Annotated in this window: 13 protein-coding genes; 4 read left to right on the forward strand and 9 right to left on the reverse strand. The window is 31.7% G+C overall.

Features of this window, described 5'->3' with window-relative positions:
- Nucleotides 1-3: 3 nt before the first annotated feature.
- The 8 genes from B4E59_RS04530 to B4E59_RS04565 form a co-directional block, all read right to left on the reverse strand.
- On the reverse strand, nucleotides 4-1095 hold the full coding sequence (locus tag B4E59_RS04530; RefSeq protein WP_291048383.1) for an efflux RND transporter periplasmic adaptor subunit: 1092 nt from the start codon (nucleotides 1093-1095) through the stop codon (nucleotides 4-6).
- Nucleotides 1096-1099: 4 nt separating this feature from the next.
- The gene (locus B4E59_RS04535) at nucleotides 1100-2350 is read right to left on the reverse strand and encodes a TolC family protein (RefSeq protein ID WP_291048386.1); all 1251 of its coding nucleotides are present in this window, start codon (nucleotides 2348-2350) and stop codon (nucleotides 1100-1102) included.
- 72 nt (nucleotides 2351-2422) lie between these two features.
- Complete coding sequence (locus B4E59_RS04540; protein ID WP_291051696.1) at nucleotides 2423-3760, reverse strand: sensor histidine kinase; 1338 nt, start codon at nucleotides 3758-3760, stop codon at nucleotides 2423-2425.
- A gap of 3 nt (nucleotides 3761-3763) precedes the next feature.
- On the reverse strand, nucleotides 3764-4441 hold the full coding sequence (locus B4E59_RS04545) for a response regulator transcription factor (protein WP_125349494.1): 678 nt from the start codon (nucleotides 4439-4441) through the stop codon (nucleotides 3764-3766).
- A 148-nt stretch (nucleotides 4442-4589) separates the two neighbouring features.
- Nucleotides 4590-5726, reverse strand: a complete 1137-nt coding sequence (locus tag B4E59_RS04550; protein ID WP_219033929.1) for an efflux RND transporter periplasmic adaptor subunit — start codon at nucleotides 5724-5726, stop codon at nucleotides 4590-4592.
- Nucleotide 5727: 1 nt separating this feature from the next.
- The gene (locus B4E59_RS04555) at nucleotides 5728-10056 is read right to left on the reverse strand and encodes a CusA/CzcA family heavy metal efflux RND transporter (protein ID WP_291051700.1); all 4329 of its coding nucleotides are present in this window, start codon (nucleotides 10054-10056) and stop codon (nucleotides 5728-5730) included.
- A 130-nt stretch (nucleotides 10057-10186) separates the two neighbouring features.
- A complete protein-coding gene (locus B4E59_RS04560; protein ID WP_291051703.1) occupies nucleotides 10187-10453 on the reverse strand; it encodes a hypothetical protein in 267 nt (88 codons plus the stop codon).
- Between the two features lie 145 nt (nucleotides 10454-10598).
- Nucleotides 10599-10991: a hypothetical protein gene (locus B4E59_RS04565; RefSeq protein ID WP_125349490.1), complete on the reverse strand. Its 393-nt coding sequence runs from the start codon at nucleotides 10989-10991 to the stop codon at nucleotides 10599-10601.
- A 90-nt stretch (nucleotides 10992-11081) separates the two neighbouring features.
- Between B4E59_RS04565 and B4E59_RS04570 the strand changes: the two genes are divergently transcribed.
- The 4 genes from B4E59_RS04570 to B4E59_RS04585 all read left to right on the forward strand — a co-directional run bounded on the left by B4E59_RS04570 (nucleotide 11082) and on the right by B4E59_RS04585 (nucleotide 14167).
- Entirely contained in the window at nucleotides 11082-11615 is a 534-nt protein-coding gene (locus tag B4E59_RS04570; RefSeq protein ID WP_291051813.1) for a class I SAM-dependent methyltransferase, read from the forward strand.
- The gene (locus tag B4E59_RS04575) at nucleotides 11575-12462 is read left to right on the forward strand and encodes a glycosyltransferase family 2 protein (RefSeq protein WP_291051707.1); all 888 of its coding nucleotides are present in this window, start codon (nucleotides 11575-11577) and stop codon (nucleotides 12460-12462) included. Before B4E59_RS04570 ends, B4E59_RS04575 begins: the two co-directional genes overlap by 41 nt.
- Nucleotides 12463-12469: 7 nt before the next feature.
- A complete protein-coding gene (locus B4E59_RS04580) occupies nucleotides 12470-13234 on the forward strand; it encodes a hypothetical protein (protein ID WP_286494881.1) in 765 nt (254 codons plus the stop codon).
- A gap of 138 nt (nucleotides 13235-13372) precedes the next feature.
- Nucleotides 13373-14167, forward strand: a complete 795-nt coding sequence (locus B4E59_RS04585) for a hypothetical protein (RefSeq protein ID WP_291051711.1) — start codon at nucleotides 13373-13375, stop codon at nucleotides 14165-14167.
- A 52-nt stretch (nucleotides 14168-14219) separates the two neighbouring features.
- Here B4E59_RS04585 and B4E59_RS04590 read toward each other — a convergent pair whose 3' ends face one another.
- Nucleotides 14220-15539, reverse strand: coding sequence for an ABC transporter permease (locus B4E59_RS04590; RefSeq protein WP_291051714.1), 1320 nt, complete (start codon nucleotides 15537-15539; stop codon nucleotides 14220-14222).
- Between the last annotated feature and the right edge of the window lie 10 nt (nucleotides 15540-15549).

The following is a 15549-nucleotide window of genomic DNA, read 5'->3' on the forward strand; positions in this document are numbered from 1 at the left end:
TTATTATTTATTTAATTCCTCAAATATCATTAGAGCGTTTCGAGAAATAACTTTCTCATTTGGAGCAAACTTTTCGCTAACAAATGTGAATTCTTCATTCTGACCAATCGTCGTAATTTTTCGAATATCCATTGTACAATCATTTTTATATACCACCACATATTCCTTGTTGTTCTCAAAAACTTTGGCTTTGTTTGGTATCGCAAATGCATTTCCTACAATATTTTGTTTATCGATAATAATATCTGCACTCAAACCTGGCATCAAGTTCAAATCTTGATTTTCTAACACAACACGCGCTTTCAAAACGTGTTCATTTTCATCAAACACATTGTATATTTTATCAATTTTTCCAACATAAATTCGATCAGGATACGCCATAGATTTCACTTTTACAGCATCTCCTTTTTTTACATATTGCAGATTATTGGCGTAAATATTTACCATTACCCAAACTTGTTTCAAATTAGAAATAGAAAATAAATTATCTTCTGAATCTGAAATAATAGATTGACCAACGCTCATGTTTTTCTGAACGATATAACCATTTTTAGGTGATAAAATCTGGAATTGACCATTGCCAACCGCACGATACATTCTCAAGGTTGCATTGATTTTATCAATTTCAATTTGCGTTGATTGTAATTCGTGTTCTGCCTCTGTAACTTCGGGTTGAGAAGCCATTCCATCATTCAACAATTCTTTTTTCGACTTGATTTGTTTTCGAATCAAATCCATTTGATTTTGATGATAACGCTTTTGCTGTACCAAATCCAACACTTCGTTCGATTTTACAACTGCCAAAACTTGACCTTGACGCACATAATCACCTAATTCAAAATTCACTTTATCTACCACTCCTTGCAGCAAACTTTTAAAACCAACCAAGTCATTTTCGTTGTATTCAATTTTTCCTGACAAGGTTAATTGTTCGTGAATCGGCTGCTCTAAAACAGCTACAATTTCAGTTGACTTTTTCAATTGTTCGTTCAAACAAAATTTGTCTTCTTTTACCGCTTCTTTCGGGGCTTCTTGCTTGTTACAACTACTTAAAACCAAAGTAAAAGCAGCTAAAAAATAAAAACTTTTTTTCATCATTTTATAAATCTTGTCCAACGATATAATTTAGTTCTTCGAATGTGTTTTGATAATTTTCCAATAAATCCAAATAAGCTTTTTGAGATTCGCGATAAGCCTGCGTAAAATCAATAAATTCTAATAAAGTGATTTGTTTATTTTGGAGATGTTTTTTGTAATTGTCAATCATGGTTAGTTGCTCTTGATTGTTCAATTTTTTCCACTGAATAAGAGCTTTATCCAATTGACTAATTTGATTTTGAAGTCGATCGATCGAAATATCTAACTCAGAATGTAGCGCATTTTTCGTAATTTGTTGTTGATTCAGTACAATTTCTGAAGCTTTGATGTTTCCTTTATTCGTATTGAAAATCGGTAAATCAATGCTTACACCTACACCTACAAAATCGCGCATAATATTTCCACCACGATCATAATTTACCTGAAAAGCCAAATCTGGTGTACGTTGCGCTTTTTCTAAAATCAATTGTTTTTCAGCTAAATTGATTTCATTTTCTTGTTTTTTTAACGCTATATTTTGCTCTTTTGCTAATTGTTTAGCATTGAATGGGATTGATTTGGAATGAGAATTGAATCTTGAAAAATCGATTTCATTTACATTTAAATCTGAGTTTTGCGTTAACAATCGAAGTTTATTAATGTATTCAATTTCTTGATTTTCTAGCTCAATTTGATCTTTTTGTAAACCGATTAATTCTGTTTGAAGTCTGTAAAAATCTGCTTTCGGAACATTTTTTAAATCTGCTTGTCGCTGATATTGCGTCATCATCTGTTCAAATAAATCAATACTATTTTGCAATTCTTTCTTTTCAGATTGAATACGCGCCAACGAAAAATATGTTTGTCTCAATTCTTTTTTCAGCTCACGCAACAATTCCTCATACTCAAAAAGTGCCGAATTCTTTTCTAATTCTTTAATCGCAACACGCTTTTTTCGTTTACCTGCCGTTTCAATTAATTGCTCTAATTCGACAGAAATTTGTTGATTTTTCCCGTATTTACCGAATAAATAAGGCTGTTCTTCTACATTATAAGTTTTCCAAAGATTAACCTCAGAAATACTCAACGTTGGATTTTGCCATAATTTCTCCTGAATAATTTCAGCATCAATTCTGTCAACATTGAATTTATTCGCAATGAGTGCATAATTTTTTTGTAAAAACGCGGCTTCTAGATTGTCCAACGTTACGTTTTGCGCCTGTGTTTGCATCGCAAAAATAATTGGAATTGCAGTATAATAGATCTTCTTCACTTCTACTCTTTTTGAAAATTCAAAAGTAAAAGTGTAAGATTAAGGCGAGTTTTAAGTTAGATTAAAAGTAGATTAGAAAATGAGTTTAACAATCGTTCCTTTAGGTTTATTTGGAACAATTTCGATATCAATTTGATGAAGTGTAAAAATAATATTCGCCATCGAAAGTCCAATACCTTTTCCTTGAAAATCTTGCGTGTTTTTTCCTCGAAAAAAGTTTTGTTTAATTTGTTTGATATCGGTTTCTAAAATACCAATTCCCAAATCGGAAATATGAATTTGTAAACGATGATTGATTTCCAAAAACTGTACTAAAATCGGTTGATTGTTCGAATATTTTATCGCGTTACTTACTAAATTATTCAAAGCTACTTCTAATAATTTTTCGTTTCCTTGAATGGTTAACAATTGATTATTTTCGACTTGTAAATCCACATTTATACGTGCTTGATGATACAAAATAGCATTTTCAATCACTTGCCAAACTACCTCATCAATTCGAATTTGACTAAATTCAAAACTCGTTTTTGCACCCGAAAGCAACATCATTTGATCTAACGTTTCTTGCAAATCATTCGTATATTGTTTCAATTGCACAATCACGTTTTCATATTCTTCGAGCGTTCTTTTTTTATGATTAGTTACCTCTAAAGTCCCTAATAATGCTGTAATTGGAGTTCGTAATTCGTGCGAAACATAATCGATAAAATTCTTTTGTACATTAAAAGTTTGCGCTATTCGATCAATAAAATGATTGTAGGTTTTGATTAAATCTTCAATCTCCGCATACGATTTATTGAGCTTTAAAGGTTCAGTAAAATTCTTTGCATCACGCTCTTTTATTTGCTCAATAATTTTTGTAATCGGTTCATAAGCAATTACTCCTAAAAAATTAGAAAATAGATAAATAAAAATCAACCCAACCAATGAAACCGAAATCAAAATTTGAAGTAACGATTGCATTTGTTCGTTAAATTCTTGTTTAGATTCACGCGTGATTACAACAAAATCACCTTCATTATCACGATAAAAAATTCCGTTATAAAAGAAATCTTTACTTGTAAAAAAATCTGATTTATTGGCACGAATATTTACTATAAAATTGGTTGAAATATCTTTATTAGACGACATATTTCCATTGTATTTTTTGTTGTTATGATCAACAATTAAAATATTTTTTCGGGAAATCGTCTTCTCTAATTGATTTTTGATATTATTATGTTCTAAAACAGGTAATTCGTCCTTTTCTAAATAATAAATAGAAGCCAAAAGTGTCTTATTCTGCAATGATTTGATCTCTTTTTTCTCCATTTCGGTATAAAAAGAAAAATAAATAATTGTAGAAACAATCAAAATAATGATACTAAAAATAATGACTGAATAAAGCGCTAATCGATGTTTTAACTTCATAATTTAAGCTTTAAACATATAACCAACGCCTTTTACTGTATGAATATATTTCATACCATTTTTCTCTATTTTATTACGCAAATACGAAATGTAAACATCCACAACATTGGTGTGATTATCGAATGTTATTCCCCAAACAGCATTTAAAATTTGGATACGAGTAACGGTTTTATCTATATTTTCGATTAAATAATTCAACAACTTAAATTCACGAGGAGAAAGCTCTGTTTCTTCTTGATTGACAAAAACTTTGTATTGATCCAAATCGATTTCTAAGTCATCAAAAATCAATTTATTTTCAGGAATTTCTTGTGAACGAAACTGATTACGACGCGTTAAAGCTTTGATTCGCGATAATAATTCGTCGAAATGAAATGGTTTTGTAATGTAATCATCTGCACCATAGTCCAAAGCCGAAACTTTATCTTGAACTGTATTTAATGCACTTAACATCAAAATTGGAGTGAATATTTTTTTGTAACGAAGTGTCTGTACAAGCTGAATTCCATCCATTTTTGGTAACATAATGTCACAAATAATCAAATCAAACTGAATCGTAAGAAATTCATCTAAAACAGTTTCCGCATCTTTACAAAGCGTAACCAAATGTCCATTTTCTTCTAATCCTTTGATTAAAAAATCGCTAATTCGCTTATCATCTTCGATTACTAAAATTTGCATATACTTTCCATTTTTCCAAAATTAATGAAATTGATCAAGATGAGATGAATATAGCAAATTTTCTAATTGGATTTTAATTTAAAAAGAACAAAATTCAATAAAAAACGAGCAATAAATTGCTCGTTTTTTATATTCAATAATTCGAAGTCTAATCTCCTTCTCCACTATTTTTCATCGCAGTCAAAAGATTATATGCTCCTTTCGAAACATAGACTTTTCCTGAATTTTGAGGAGATTTTATTTCAATCATTTTATTCGCAGAACCTCCTATTTCTACAAGAACTAATCGAAACTGATTTTTAGTTTGTCTTTCGAACACATAGTCTTTTCCTTCAAACTGAATTACAGCTTCTTCTGGTAAAACATTCGCGTCAAGCGAATTCACTTGCAATTCGATATTGAAATACATATTCGCTGTTAATCGCGTACCATTCGCATTCGTAATTCGTGCAAAAACATCAACCGTTCCATCTTCATTCACTTGATTTGAAATTGAGGTGATTTGCGCATCTAACTTTTGATCTGGTTTTGCATTGGTATAAGCTTTCAAAAATTGACCAATCTGAATGTTACTCAGATCCTTTTCAAATACTTTTACATTCAACAAAGAACGATCTGGATTAATAATTTCTAACATCGCATCTGCTGGCGAAATATATTGTCCTGTATTCGCAAAAACCTGACTCACCATTCCGCTAATCGGTGCATAAACATTGATGGTACGTCGGATATTACTCAACGAAACTGAGGAAGGATTGATATTCATTAATCTTAGTTTCTGTTCCAAGGAACTTTTCTTTACCATCAACGATTGACGTGTTGCTTTCGCTTGTTGCATCACTTTGTCACTTGCTGCTTGCTCTGCATTCAAATCCTTTTGACGAACATAATCTGCACTAGCCTGCTCTAACAAAGCTTTTGTTGTGAGATAATCTTCTTGCATTTGAATATACTGTGGATCTTCTAAAACCACCAAAACTTGTCCTTTATTCACATAATTTCCTGGAATTAGAGCAATTCGTTTCACATAACCACCAAAAGCATTGGTGATAGAAATAGTATTCTCTGGGGTTACAGCCGTCTTTGCATTCAACCGAATAGTTGTAGGTAAATTCTGATGACGTAAAGAGGTAGTATCAATTTCAAAATTCTTTAATTGAGCATCTGTCAACTTTAAAATTGAGGTAGAAATAGTTGCTTTTTGCTCTACTTCAGGTTTTGTTTCTTCTTTGTTACAACTCATCACAACAAGAGATGTACAAAGCATTAAGATATATTTTTTCATATTATTGTGCAGTATAAAAAGTCATTGCGGCATAAGCCTGATTACGTAGATTCTTTGCTTCTAAAAACTTTGTTTTCACTTCGATGATTTGATTATTCAGAATCACCCAATCCAAAAAATTAATCTCTCCTTCTAGTAATTGACGATTAATTGTTTTTTGTAAATCATTCGCAGCAGGAAGTTGAGATTGCTCAAAATCCCCTACCATTTCTTCGTAAGCATTTACTTTATTTTTTAATACATCAAAATCTTGTTGCAACTTCGATTGTTGTAAAGTATACGCTTGTTTTGCAAGATCAGTTTTAACTTTTGAAGCTTCTATTGACGAATTAATTCCTCTATTAAACAAAGGTAAGCCAACTCCTACTTGAAAAGAATTGTATCGATTTTGGTCTAAGTCAGAAAAGCTTTGATTTGAATATCCAACTGTTAAAACTGGAACTTTTTTCGATTTCTCAACTTCAGTTTCCAGCGTTGAAGTCTGAATATTTTCTTCCGCTAATTTTAACATTGGATGTGTACCTGAAACAGATAATCCTGCAATTTCATTCCAATTTACACCATCTTTTGTTGGATAAATTTTGAATGATGAATTGGTTAAAAATTGAATTTGTCTTGATTCATTTTCTAATTCATTCTCAACTAATCTCAATTGATTTTGAATCGATTTCAACTGAATAATAGCCGTTGAAACCTCACTTCGGTTTGATTCACCTTTCTTCAAACGTAAATTTGCTTTCTTCAAAAATTCTTGGTAAATCAATTCATTTTCTTTCAATAAATCTTGTTGATATTCTGTATTTTGCATATTGACATACAAATTGGCTAATCGTTGTTTAATCTCAACTTTCGTCAATTGTTCATTTGCTTTAGAAGTACTGATCATTTGTTCGTTCAAAGCTTTTTGACGTTTAAAAACCACAGGAAATTGAAACGATTGCGAAATAGTAAATTTGTTATCAAATTCACCCGAATTCACTTGTCCAAATTCCGCAGCTATATCTAAAGGTGAAAGCGAACGATTGGCAAACACATTTTTCTCGTGATAAACAGTAGTCAATTCTGCTTGTTTAATTTCGAGGTTATTCGCGTCAGCTAACTTGACAACTTCATCAAAACTCATACGTTCTTGCGCATTAGCAGTTGTTCCAAACAAAGCTAGAACTAATAAAATAGCTGTAGGAATTGATTTATGACGAGTTGATTTCTTTTTAAAATGAATATTTTCGAACATAACATATAAAATTGGTAAAACAAATAAAGTAAGGAAAGTCGCGCCCATTAATCCTCCAATAACAACAGTTGCTAATGGACGTTGAACTTCTGCGCCCGAACCATTACTAAGAGCCATTGGTAAGAAACCTAAAGAGGCTACGGCAGCTGTCATTAGAACGGGACGAAGACGAGTTCGTGTTCCCATAATAACAATTCGAGTTGTATTTTTAATTCCGTTATCACGTAGACGATTGTATTCTGATATTAATACAATTCCGTTTAGAACGGCAATTCCAAAAAGTGCGATAAATCCAACTCCAGCACTAATACTAAAAGGCATATCTCGCGCAGCTAAGAATAGTATTCCACCGATTGAAGAAAGCGGAATGGCTGTATAAATTAATAAACTTTCTTTGATTGATTTGAATGCAAAAAATAACAAGACAAAAATCAAAACCAAGGCGACTGGAACAGCGATACCTAAACGAGCTTTAGCATGATTCAAATTTTCGAAAGCTCCACCATAGGTTGTATAATAACCTGTAGGAAGTTTTATTTGAGCATCAACTTTTTGTTGTAATTCTTGTACAACACTTTCTATGTCGCGTCCTTTTACGTTAAATCCAACAACAATTCTACGTTTTGCATCTTCGCGCTGAATTTGATTTGGCGTATTTTTATAATCTACTTTTGCTAATTGATTCAATGGAATCTGAATTCCAGAAGCAGTAGGAATCAATAAATTTCGAATATCTTCGATATTCTCGCGTTTGTCTTCTGCTAAACGAACCACCATATCAAAACGTTTTTCACCTTCGAAAACCATTCCAGTAGATTGTCCTGCAAAAGCCATATTAATAATTCGATTTGCTTCTCCAATACTCAATCCATATTGCGCTAATAAAGCACGATCAAATTCAATCACAACTTGTGGAATTCCATTAATTGGTTCGATATACAAATCTTGCGCTCCTTTTACAGTATTGATTATTTTTCCTAATTTCTCTGCATTATTGGCTAAACTATCTAAATTTTCACCAAATATTTTCACCACCACATCTTGTCGTGCTCCTGTCATTAATTCATTAAAACGCATCTGAACAGGAAATTGAAATCCCGTTGAAAGTCCTGGAACATCTTCCAAAGCTTTACTCATTTTATCCGATAATTCTGGAAAAGTTGTGGCAGAAGTCCATTCTTTTTTAGGTTTCAAAACAATAATCATATCTCCTGCATCCATTGGCATTGGCTCGGTAGGAATCTCTCCACTCCCAATTTTCGTGACAACCATTTCAACTTCAGGGAAACGATCTTTCAGTATTTTAGCTGCCTTATTTGTGTATTCTATTGTTGTCGTAATATTACTTCCTGGTAAAATACGCGCTTCTACAGCAAAATCTCCTTCTTCTAAGGCAGGAATAAATTCTCCACCTAAACGAGACATCACAAAAACAGCAATAGTGAAAAGTGAAAGTACAACAGCTAGAATAATAGTACGAACTTTTAAGGCTTTGATTAAATATTTCTGATGGAAAATCTCAATTTTAGCCATTACACGATCCGATAAATTTGGTTTGACTTTCTTCTTTTTACTTAAGAATAAAGTAGTCATCATCGGAACATAAGTCAACGAAAGAATAAATGCACCAATCAGAGCAAAAGCAACTGTTTGCGCCATTGGTTTGAACATCTTTCCTTCTATTCCTTGTAAAGTAAAAATTGGTAAATAAACGATTAGAATAATAATTTGACCAAAAACAGCCGAATTCACCATTTTTTTAGCTGAAGAACCAACTGTTTGATCCATTTCAGTTTGCGTTAATTTATTCTTCAACCCAAATTTTTTGTTGTGTGCTAACTGATGCATCGCCGCTTCTACAATAATCACAGCACCATCGACAATCAATCCGAAATCTAATGCGCCTAAACTCATCAAGTTTCCACCTACACCAAAAATATTCATCATAATAATCGCGAATAATAAGGCCAGAGGAATGACAGAAGCTACAATAAAACCAGCACGTAAATTACCTAAGAAAAGTACCAAAATAAAGACAACGATTAAGGCTCCTTCAAGTAAATTCGTTTCAACCGTATGAATAGTATTGTCAACCATTTTTTTACGGTCTAAGAAAGGTTCAATAACAACTCCATCAGGTAACGTCTTTTTGATCTCTTCGATACGTTGTTGTACATTCTTAACCACTTCGTTACTATTCGCTCCTTTCAACATCATAACAATTGCACCAGAAACTTCACCTGTATCGTTATATGTCATTGCACCATAGCGTGTAGCAAAACCAGTTTTTACATCTGCAACATCTCTCAATAAAATAGGTGTTCCGCTTTGCGAGCGTTTGACCAAAATATTTTCGATATCTTCTATTTTACCAATTAAACCTTCAGAACGGATAAATAAAGAAGTAGGACCTTTTTCGATATAAGCTCCACCTGTATTTTGATTATTCTCGCTCAGTGCATCAAATAAATCATTAATTGTCAGATTAAAAGATTGTAAACGTTGCGGATCAATCGCTATTTCGTATTGTTTCAATTTTCCACCGAAACTACTCACATCCGCTACTCCAGGAACGCCCAAAAGTTGACGACGAACAATCCAGTCTTGAATTGTTCTTAATTCAGTTTCATCATATTGATCTTCGTAACCTTCGGCAGGACGAACAACATATTGATAGATTTCCCCTAACCCTGTCGAAATTGGACCAAGTTGTGGTTCACCAATACCTTCTGGAATCTCATTTTGAACCTGAATCAACCGTTCACTTACTTGTTGTCGCGCCCAATAAACATCTGTATTGTCATCAAAAACAATGGTTACCAATGATAATCCAAAACGAGAAAAACTACGAATTTCGGTAATCCCGCCAATATTAGAATTAGCTTGTTCGATAGGAAAAGTCACTAAACGCTCAATATCTTCTGCACTAAAAGAAGGCGCTACAGTGATAATTTGAACCTGATTAGATGTAATATCAGGTTGTGCATCAATGGGTAATTTTGTCGCATCGTAAATACCAAATATCAACAAAGCCAACGTAAACAAACCCACGATAAATTTATTCTTGATTGAAAAATCAATAATTTTATTTAACATCGTAAAATTGTATAGATTAAAAATGTGCTAAATACAAGTTGTAAATAGCTGAAATTGGATAAATTGAAAGAATCAATCTATCATAAATCTAAAAAAAATCACGCTTGTTTTGGCGGTTGCCAGATAGAATCTAAATAATAAGTATGTAAAAATCTTCATCAAATATTTTGATTGAAGTGGTAGAAATTTCTTTATCTAAGTGTAAAACATCAAAGAGTTTTATAGGAGAGAAAAAAAAGTCGATATGAACAAACTCAACTTTCATGAAAGGTAATTTTTGGTCAGTTTCCCAATCCGCATCAACCTCATGTCCTCCATAATGATGAACTAAAAAAGTTTTCATTTCATCCAAAAAATCTCCTCCTTTATCATGTTCAATAAAATGAGAAATAAACACTGGAAATTTATATAACTGACAAAATTGAGTTGAAGTCGTTATATAAAAAAAAATTAAAATTTTAGTTGCCCATAGTTTCACGATCCAAATGTACAGTCAATTTTGCTTTCTTTCAAATTTAATTAATGGAAAAATCTCGTTAAACTTACTTAGAAACCTCTTTCTTCGTAAATAAATGAGAAATTACTTCTAGTTTATCATGATCGAATAAACACAAACCTTCAACATAGAAAGGTGTAAAATGAAAACTTTGTTGGTCTACGATTCCAAATTCTTTCAATTTTGGTTCGTAAACGACAAAACCTGTACGCAAGAATGGTTTTTTAGAAACTTTATACAACACAATATCATTGGTAAATAATCGTCGATTTCGTTTATCCAATATATCTATTCCAATATCTATGGTATCAAATTGTAAAGCATTTTCGTGCCAAGAAAACTCGTTATAACCTTTAAAATAGGTTACTCCATCTATCTCCTTCGCAAAACCTTCTACTTTATTTTTATTTCGTAATCGATAATATCCAATCGTTTTCATCTGGCAAATTTGCAATAAAAAAATTTAAAATAGAAACGAGCAATATTAAAATAGATGATTAAATTTATCATCCGAAAAACAACTAACACAATGTACAAAGTATATCCACAAAAAAGATACAATGAAACCTTAGCTTTGCTGAAACAATTTGCTCAACCTATTGATAAAATTCTTGATTTAGGAATCAAAAATCCTTTTACAGATGTGATGTTGGAAAATGGTTTTGATGTAAAAAATACAAATGGCGACGATTTGGACTATTATTATAAGGATTTGCAAAATTATGATGCTAACTTTGTAACAGCTTTAGAAATTTTAGAACATTTGGTGAATCCAATGGAAGTGCTACGAAATTTGCCTGGAGATAAATTATTAGCTTCAATTCCGATGCGTTTGTGGTTTTCGCCTGCTTATCGTAATCAAAATGATGTGCGAGATGTACATTATCACGAATTTGAAGATTGGCAATTTGACATGTTAATGGAAAAAGCTGGATGGAATGTGATACATCGTCACAAATGGACGCATCCATCAAACAAACTGGGAATAAGACCCTTATTAAGAAGAATTACACCAAGATATTATGCTGTCTACGCAGAACGAAAAAAAGACTTTTCTTACTAAATACTCTATTGTTATACCTGCACATAACGAAGAAGATTTTATTGCGATTACGCTAAATTCTCTCGTTAATCAAACTGTTTTGCCGCATGAAGTGATTGTTGTAAACGATCATTCAACCGATAAAACGCAACAAATTGTAGAAGAATTTACAGCTAAATATCCGTTTATCAAATTAAGGAATATCTTATCAAAAGGTGAACATCAACCAGGAAGCAAAGTGATACAAGCTTTCTTAAAAGGATATGAAATCATTGATCCTAATTATGATATTATTGTTAAATTGGATGCTGATTTAGATATTCCGTTCAATTATTTTGAGACTATTTTAACTCATTTTAATCAAGATGATGATATTGCAATGGTTGGTGGTTTTGCTTATATTGACAAAGACGGAAAATGGATACTTGAAAATCTGACAGATAAAGACCATATTCGTGGTGCATTTAAAGCTTATCGAAAAAATTGTTACGAAAAAATTGGAGGATTGAGAGCCCATATGGGTTGGGATACAGTGGACGAATTGTTGTGCAAATATTATGGTTGGAAAGTTGTTACAGACGAATCTTTACACATCAAACATCTAAAACCAACTGGTGCGAGTTACAATAAATCGGCGCTTTACAAACAAGGTGCAGCTTATTATTCACTAGGTTATGGATTTTGGATTACATTAATTGCTGGCACAAAATTGGCTTTACGTAAAAAGAAACCAACATATATTTTGTATTATTTGAAAGGTTTTTTTGAAGCTAAAATTAATGGTACAAAAAAAATGGTAAATCGAGATCAAGAGAAATTTATCCGAAATTATCGTTGGTCGAAAATGAAACAAAAAATAAAAGGTTAAATCTTACATGCGATATTGGTTAACATACACGCTATTTATCTTTCCATTCATCAGCTTTGCGCAAAATAAGTTGATTACTGGTTCTGTGGTTGTAGACGAGGGAAACGATTATATTTCCTCAGTTTCTGGTGCTCGTATAGAAAATCTGACGTCAGAAAGTAAGACATATACAAGTCCTTCAGGCTATTATTCTATTCAAGCAAATGTTGGTGACACGATTTTGTTTGAAGCAGATTTTTTGATTCCAAGAAAAATTGTAGTCAATCAAAACATTTACAACAAAGGTTTTTTACAAGCACATTTGGATATTGAAACGATTGAATTAAGCGGTGCTACAATTGGTAAAGGTCCTTTACAACCTAAATATCACAAGGATAATAAAACAGATTTGTACGATAAAATGGGTCTTGATCAACGTTTACGAGATTTGGAACCTAAAAGAGATATTGCGAAGTTCAAACCAATGGATGTTTTAAATCCTGTTCGATTAATTGGTCATATGAATGGATTTTATCGTGAGCAACGTCGTGTACGTAATTACGAAACAAAACTTTCTCTCGTTCAAGAAGTTAAACATTATTATCCTACAGATTTTTATACAAATCAATTACAAATTCCTGAATATAAAATAGAAGAATTTTTATATTATGTTAATGCGCGTTATCCGCTTCAAGAAAAAGTTTTGAGCAGACAATTTGGTACGATAATGATTGATTTAGAATCTTATGCGAAAGATTATTTGAATGAATTAAATCAAAACAAAAATCAATAATTCTTAATAGATTTTTAAAATTTAGCCAATAAACGTTAACAAAATTGATGCTAATTTATTAAGACTTATCTTCGTACAAATAATTAAACGTATAATCACGAACAATTGAAATCACTATTTACCATTCTAATATTGCTGTTGTCGAATTTTATTTTTGCACAAGAAAAATGGGTTCAAGGAAACATTATCATTGACGATTCTGACGATACAGCAGAAGGAGTTTACGTTACAAATCTGAGGACAAATCATACAACAATTTCTAATTTTACAGGAACTTTTCTTATTCAAGCAAAAGTAAATGACACGTTAAAAATACAATCTGATTGGTACGAAAATCGACTAATTATATTAAGACCAAATTTATTCAATAAACAAACAATTGTAGTGCATTTAGCTGTGCAGACAATTCAATTGAATACCGCATATATTGGTCAAAAATTGACAGGAATTCTTGAAAAAGATGTCAAAAATGGAAAAAAAGCTGATGTTGTAACAAAACTTTATAAAAGTCTTGGTGTTAATCCTGATATCAAACCTATAAAAGATACATCTTCGTTGAAAGCTGGATTTTTAAGTGGAGATATTACGTTGACGAGATTGGACATTGGGCGTATTTATGATGTTTTTTCTGGTAAAGCAAAACAACGAAAAGCATTGCTTGATTATGAAGATAAATACGATAAAATTACAAAAATTAAGAATTATTTTGGTGAAGATTATTTTACAAATGATTTAAAAATTCCGAAATTCAAAATCAGAGATTTCATTGATAATGCATTAACGAATACAGAATCTAAAATAGAATTGAATGATGTAAATTATTTCAAATTACTCCAATTATTTAATTCTTACAGTAAAATATACCTCGACTTTTTATACGGAAAAGTACCAAATAATACGAAAATCATCAAAAAAGATACGATAGACGATTAAAAAAAGAGCTTGATTAATCAAGCTTTTTTTTGGTTTTATAAGTTGTGTAAAATTAGTTTTTATAAGAAACCCATTTAATCATTTCTTTCACAGTTGGTTTTTTACCATAAATTAAAATCCCAATTCTATAGATTTTTCCAGCAATATAAACCATAAATATTGTACTGATTAACAGCAAAAATAAGGATAAAGCTAATTGCCAAATCGGAACATCGAACGGAATTCGAGTAATCATTGAGATGGGAGAAGTCAATGGAATCATTGATAACCAAAAAGCAACTGGACCATCAGGATTTTCGAAAGTTGTCATACTTCCGTAAAGTCCAATCATCATCGGAACTAAAGGAAAATATGTAAATTGTTGCGTATCTGTATCATTGTCAACCGCAGAACCAATTGCCGCGAAAACAGAGCTGTAGAACAAATATCCTAAGATAAAATAAGAAATAAAAGCAAAAATGATTAACGGATAATTAAACGTTAACAATACTTCGCTAATTTCTGTTACTTTTTGCATCATATCTGGATTAGTCTCGGCTAATTGTGCTTGATTCATCATTTGTTGCGACATATCCATTCTTGAAGCAGCAATTGTTGGAAATAAAATCAATAACCCCATTGTCATTCCAATCCATATTGCAAATTGCGTGACTGCAACCATTGTCGTTCCTAAGATTTTACCCATCATTAATTCGAAAGGTTTTACAGAAGAAATGATAATTTCGACAACACGATTATTTTTTTCTTCAACCACAGAACGCATTACTTTTACACCATAAATCATCACAAACATGAAAATAATGTAAGTTAAAAACATCGATAATCCGATTTTCAACTCCATTCCTTTATCTTCTTTTCCGTCTGTAACGTTAAAAACATTCAGGTTAACACGTGCCTTAGAAGCTTCTAAAGCCGCTTTGTCAATACCAGATTTTGCCTGTTTTTCTTTTACTATTTTATCACTAATCGTTCTCGAAAGTTTTTCACGATCAGTAATTCCAAGATTTCCATTTGTGATTAATTCAGTATTTTTCTCAATATTATCATAATTTCCATCTGTATTTTTCGGAATATGAAGAATCGCATTCAAATATTCGCTTCCTTTCAGTGTATCTTTGATTGATTGCAATTCTTGAGGCGTGTAAATACTGAACATCATTTGTTTAGTCGATTTAAACGAGGTTACAAACTCTGTACTTTCATCTACAATTGCAATGTTTTTCACTTCGGAATTATTTGCAGAACTCAAAAAGAAAATCACCGCTCCTGCTCCAACAATCAACAAAGGCGAAAGAAAAGTCATAACAATAAACGCTTTGTTTTTTACTTGAGAAAAGAACTCGCGTTGTGCAACTAAAAATATATTTTTCATTTGAAAATTA

Origin of the sequence: Empedobacter sp. UBA2044 (genome assembly GCF_002333005.1) — a bacterium.
Taxonomy (GTDB): domain Bacteria; phylum Bacteroidota; class Bacteroidia; order Flavobacteriales; family Weeksellaceae; genus Empedobacter; species Empedobacter falsenii_B.

Excerpts from the sequence above, each read along its gene's own strand:
- B4E59_RS04530 (WP_291048383.1), bottom strand. The coding sequence starts at position 1,095 with ATGAAAAAAAGTTTTTATTTTTTAGCTGCTTTTACTTTGGTTTTAAGT.
- B4E59_RS04540 (WP_291051696.1), bottom strand. The coding sequence starts at position 3,760 with ATGAAGTTAAAACATCGATTAGCGCTTTATTCAGTCATTATTTTTAGT.
- B4E59_RS04545 (WP_125349494.1), bottom strand. The coding sequence starts at position 4,441 with ATGCAAATTTTAGTAATCGAAGATGATAAGCGAATTAGCGATTTTTTA.
- B4E59_RS04550 (WP_219033929.1), bottom strand. The coding sequence starts at position 5,726 with ATGAAAAAATATATCTTAATGCTTTGTACATCTCTTGTTGTGATGAGT.
- B4E59_RS04555 (WP_291051700.1), bottom strand. The coding sequence starts at position 10,056 with ATGTTAAATAAAATTATTGATTTTTCAATCAAGAATAAATTTATCGTG.
- B4E59_RS04565 (WP_125349490.1), bottom strand. The coding sequence starts at position 10,991 with ATGAAAACGATTGGATATTATCGATTACGAAATAAAAATAAAGTAGAA.
- B4E59_RS04570 (WP_291051813.1), top strand. The coding sequence starts at position 11,082 with ATGTACAAAGTATATCCACAAAAAAGATACAATGAAACCTTAGCTTTG.
- B4E59_RS04575 (WP_291051707.1), top strand. The coding sequence starts at position 11,575 with ATGCTGTCTACGCAGAACGAAAAAAAGACTTTTCTTACTAAATACTCT.
- B4E59_RS04580 (WP_286494881.1), top strand. The coding sequence starts at position 12,470 with ATGCGATATTGGTTAACATACACGCTATTTATCTTTCCATTCATCAGC.
- B4E59_RS04590 (WP_291051714.1), bottom strand. The coding sequence starts at position 15,539 with ATGAAAAATATATTTTTAGTTGCACAACGCGAGTTCTTTTCTCAAGTA.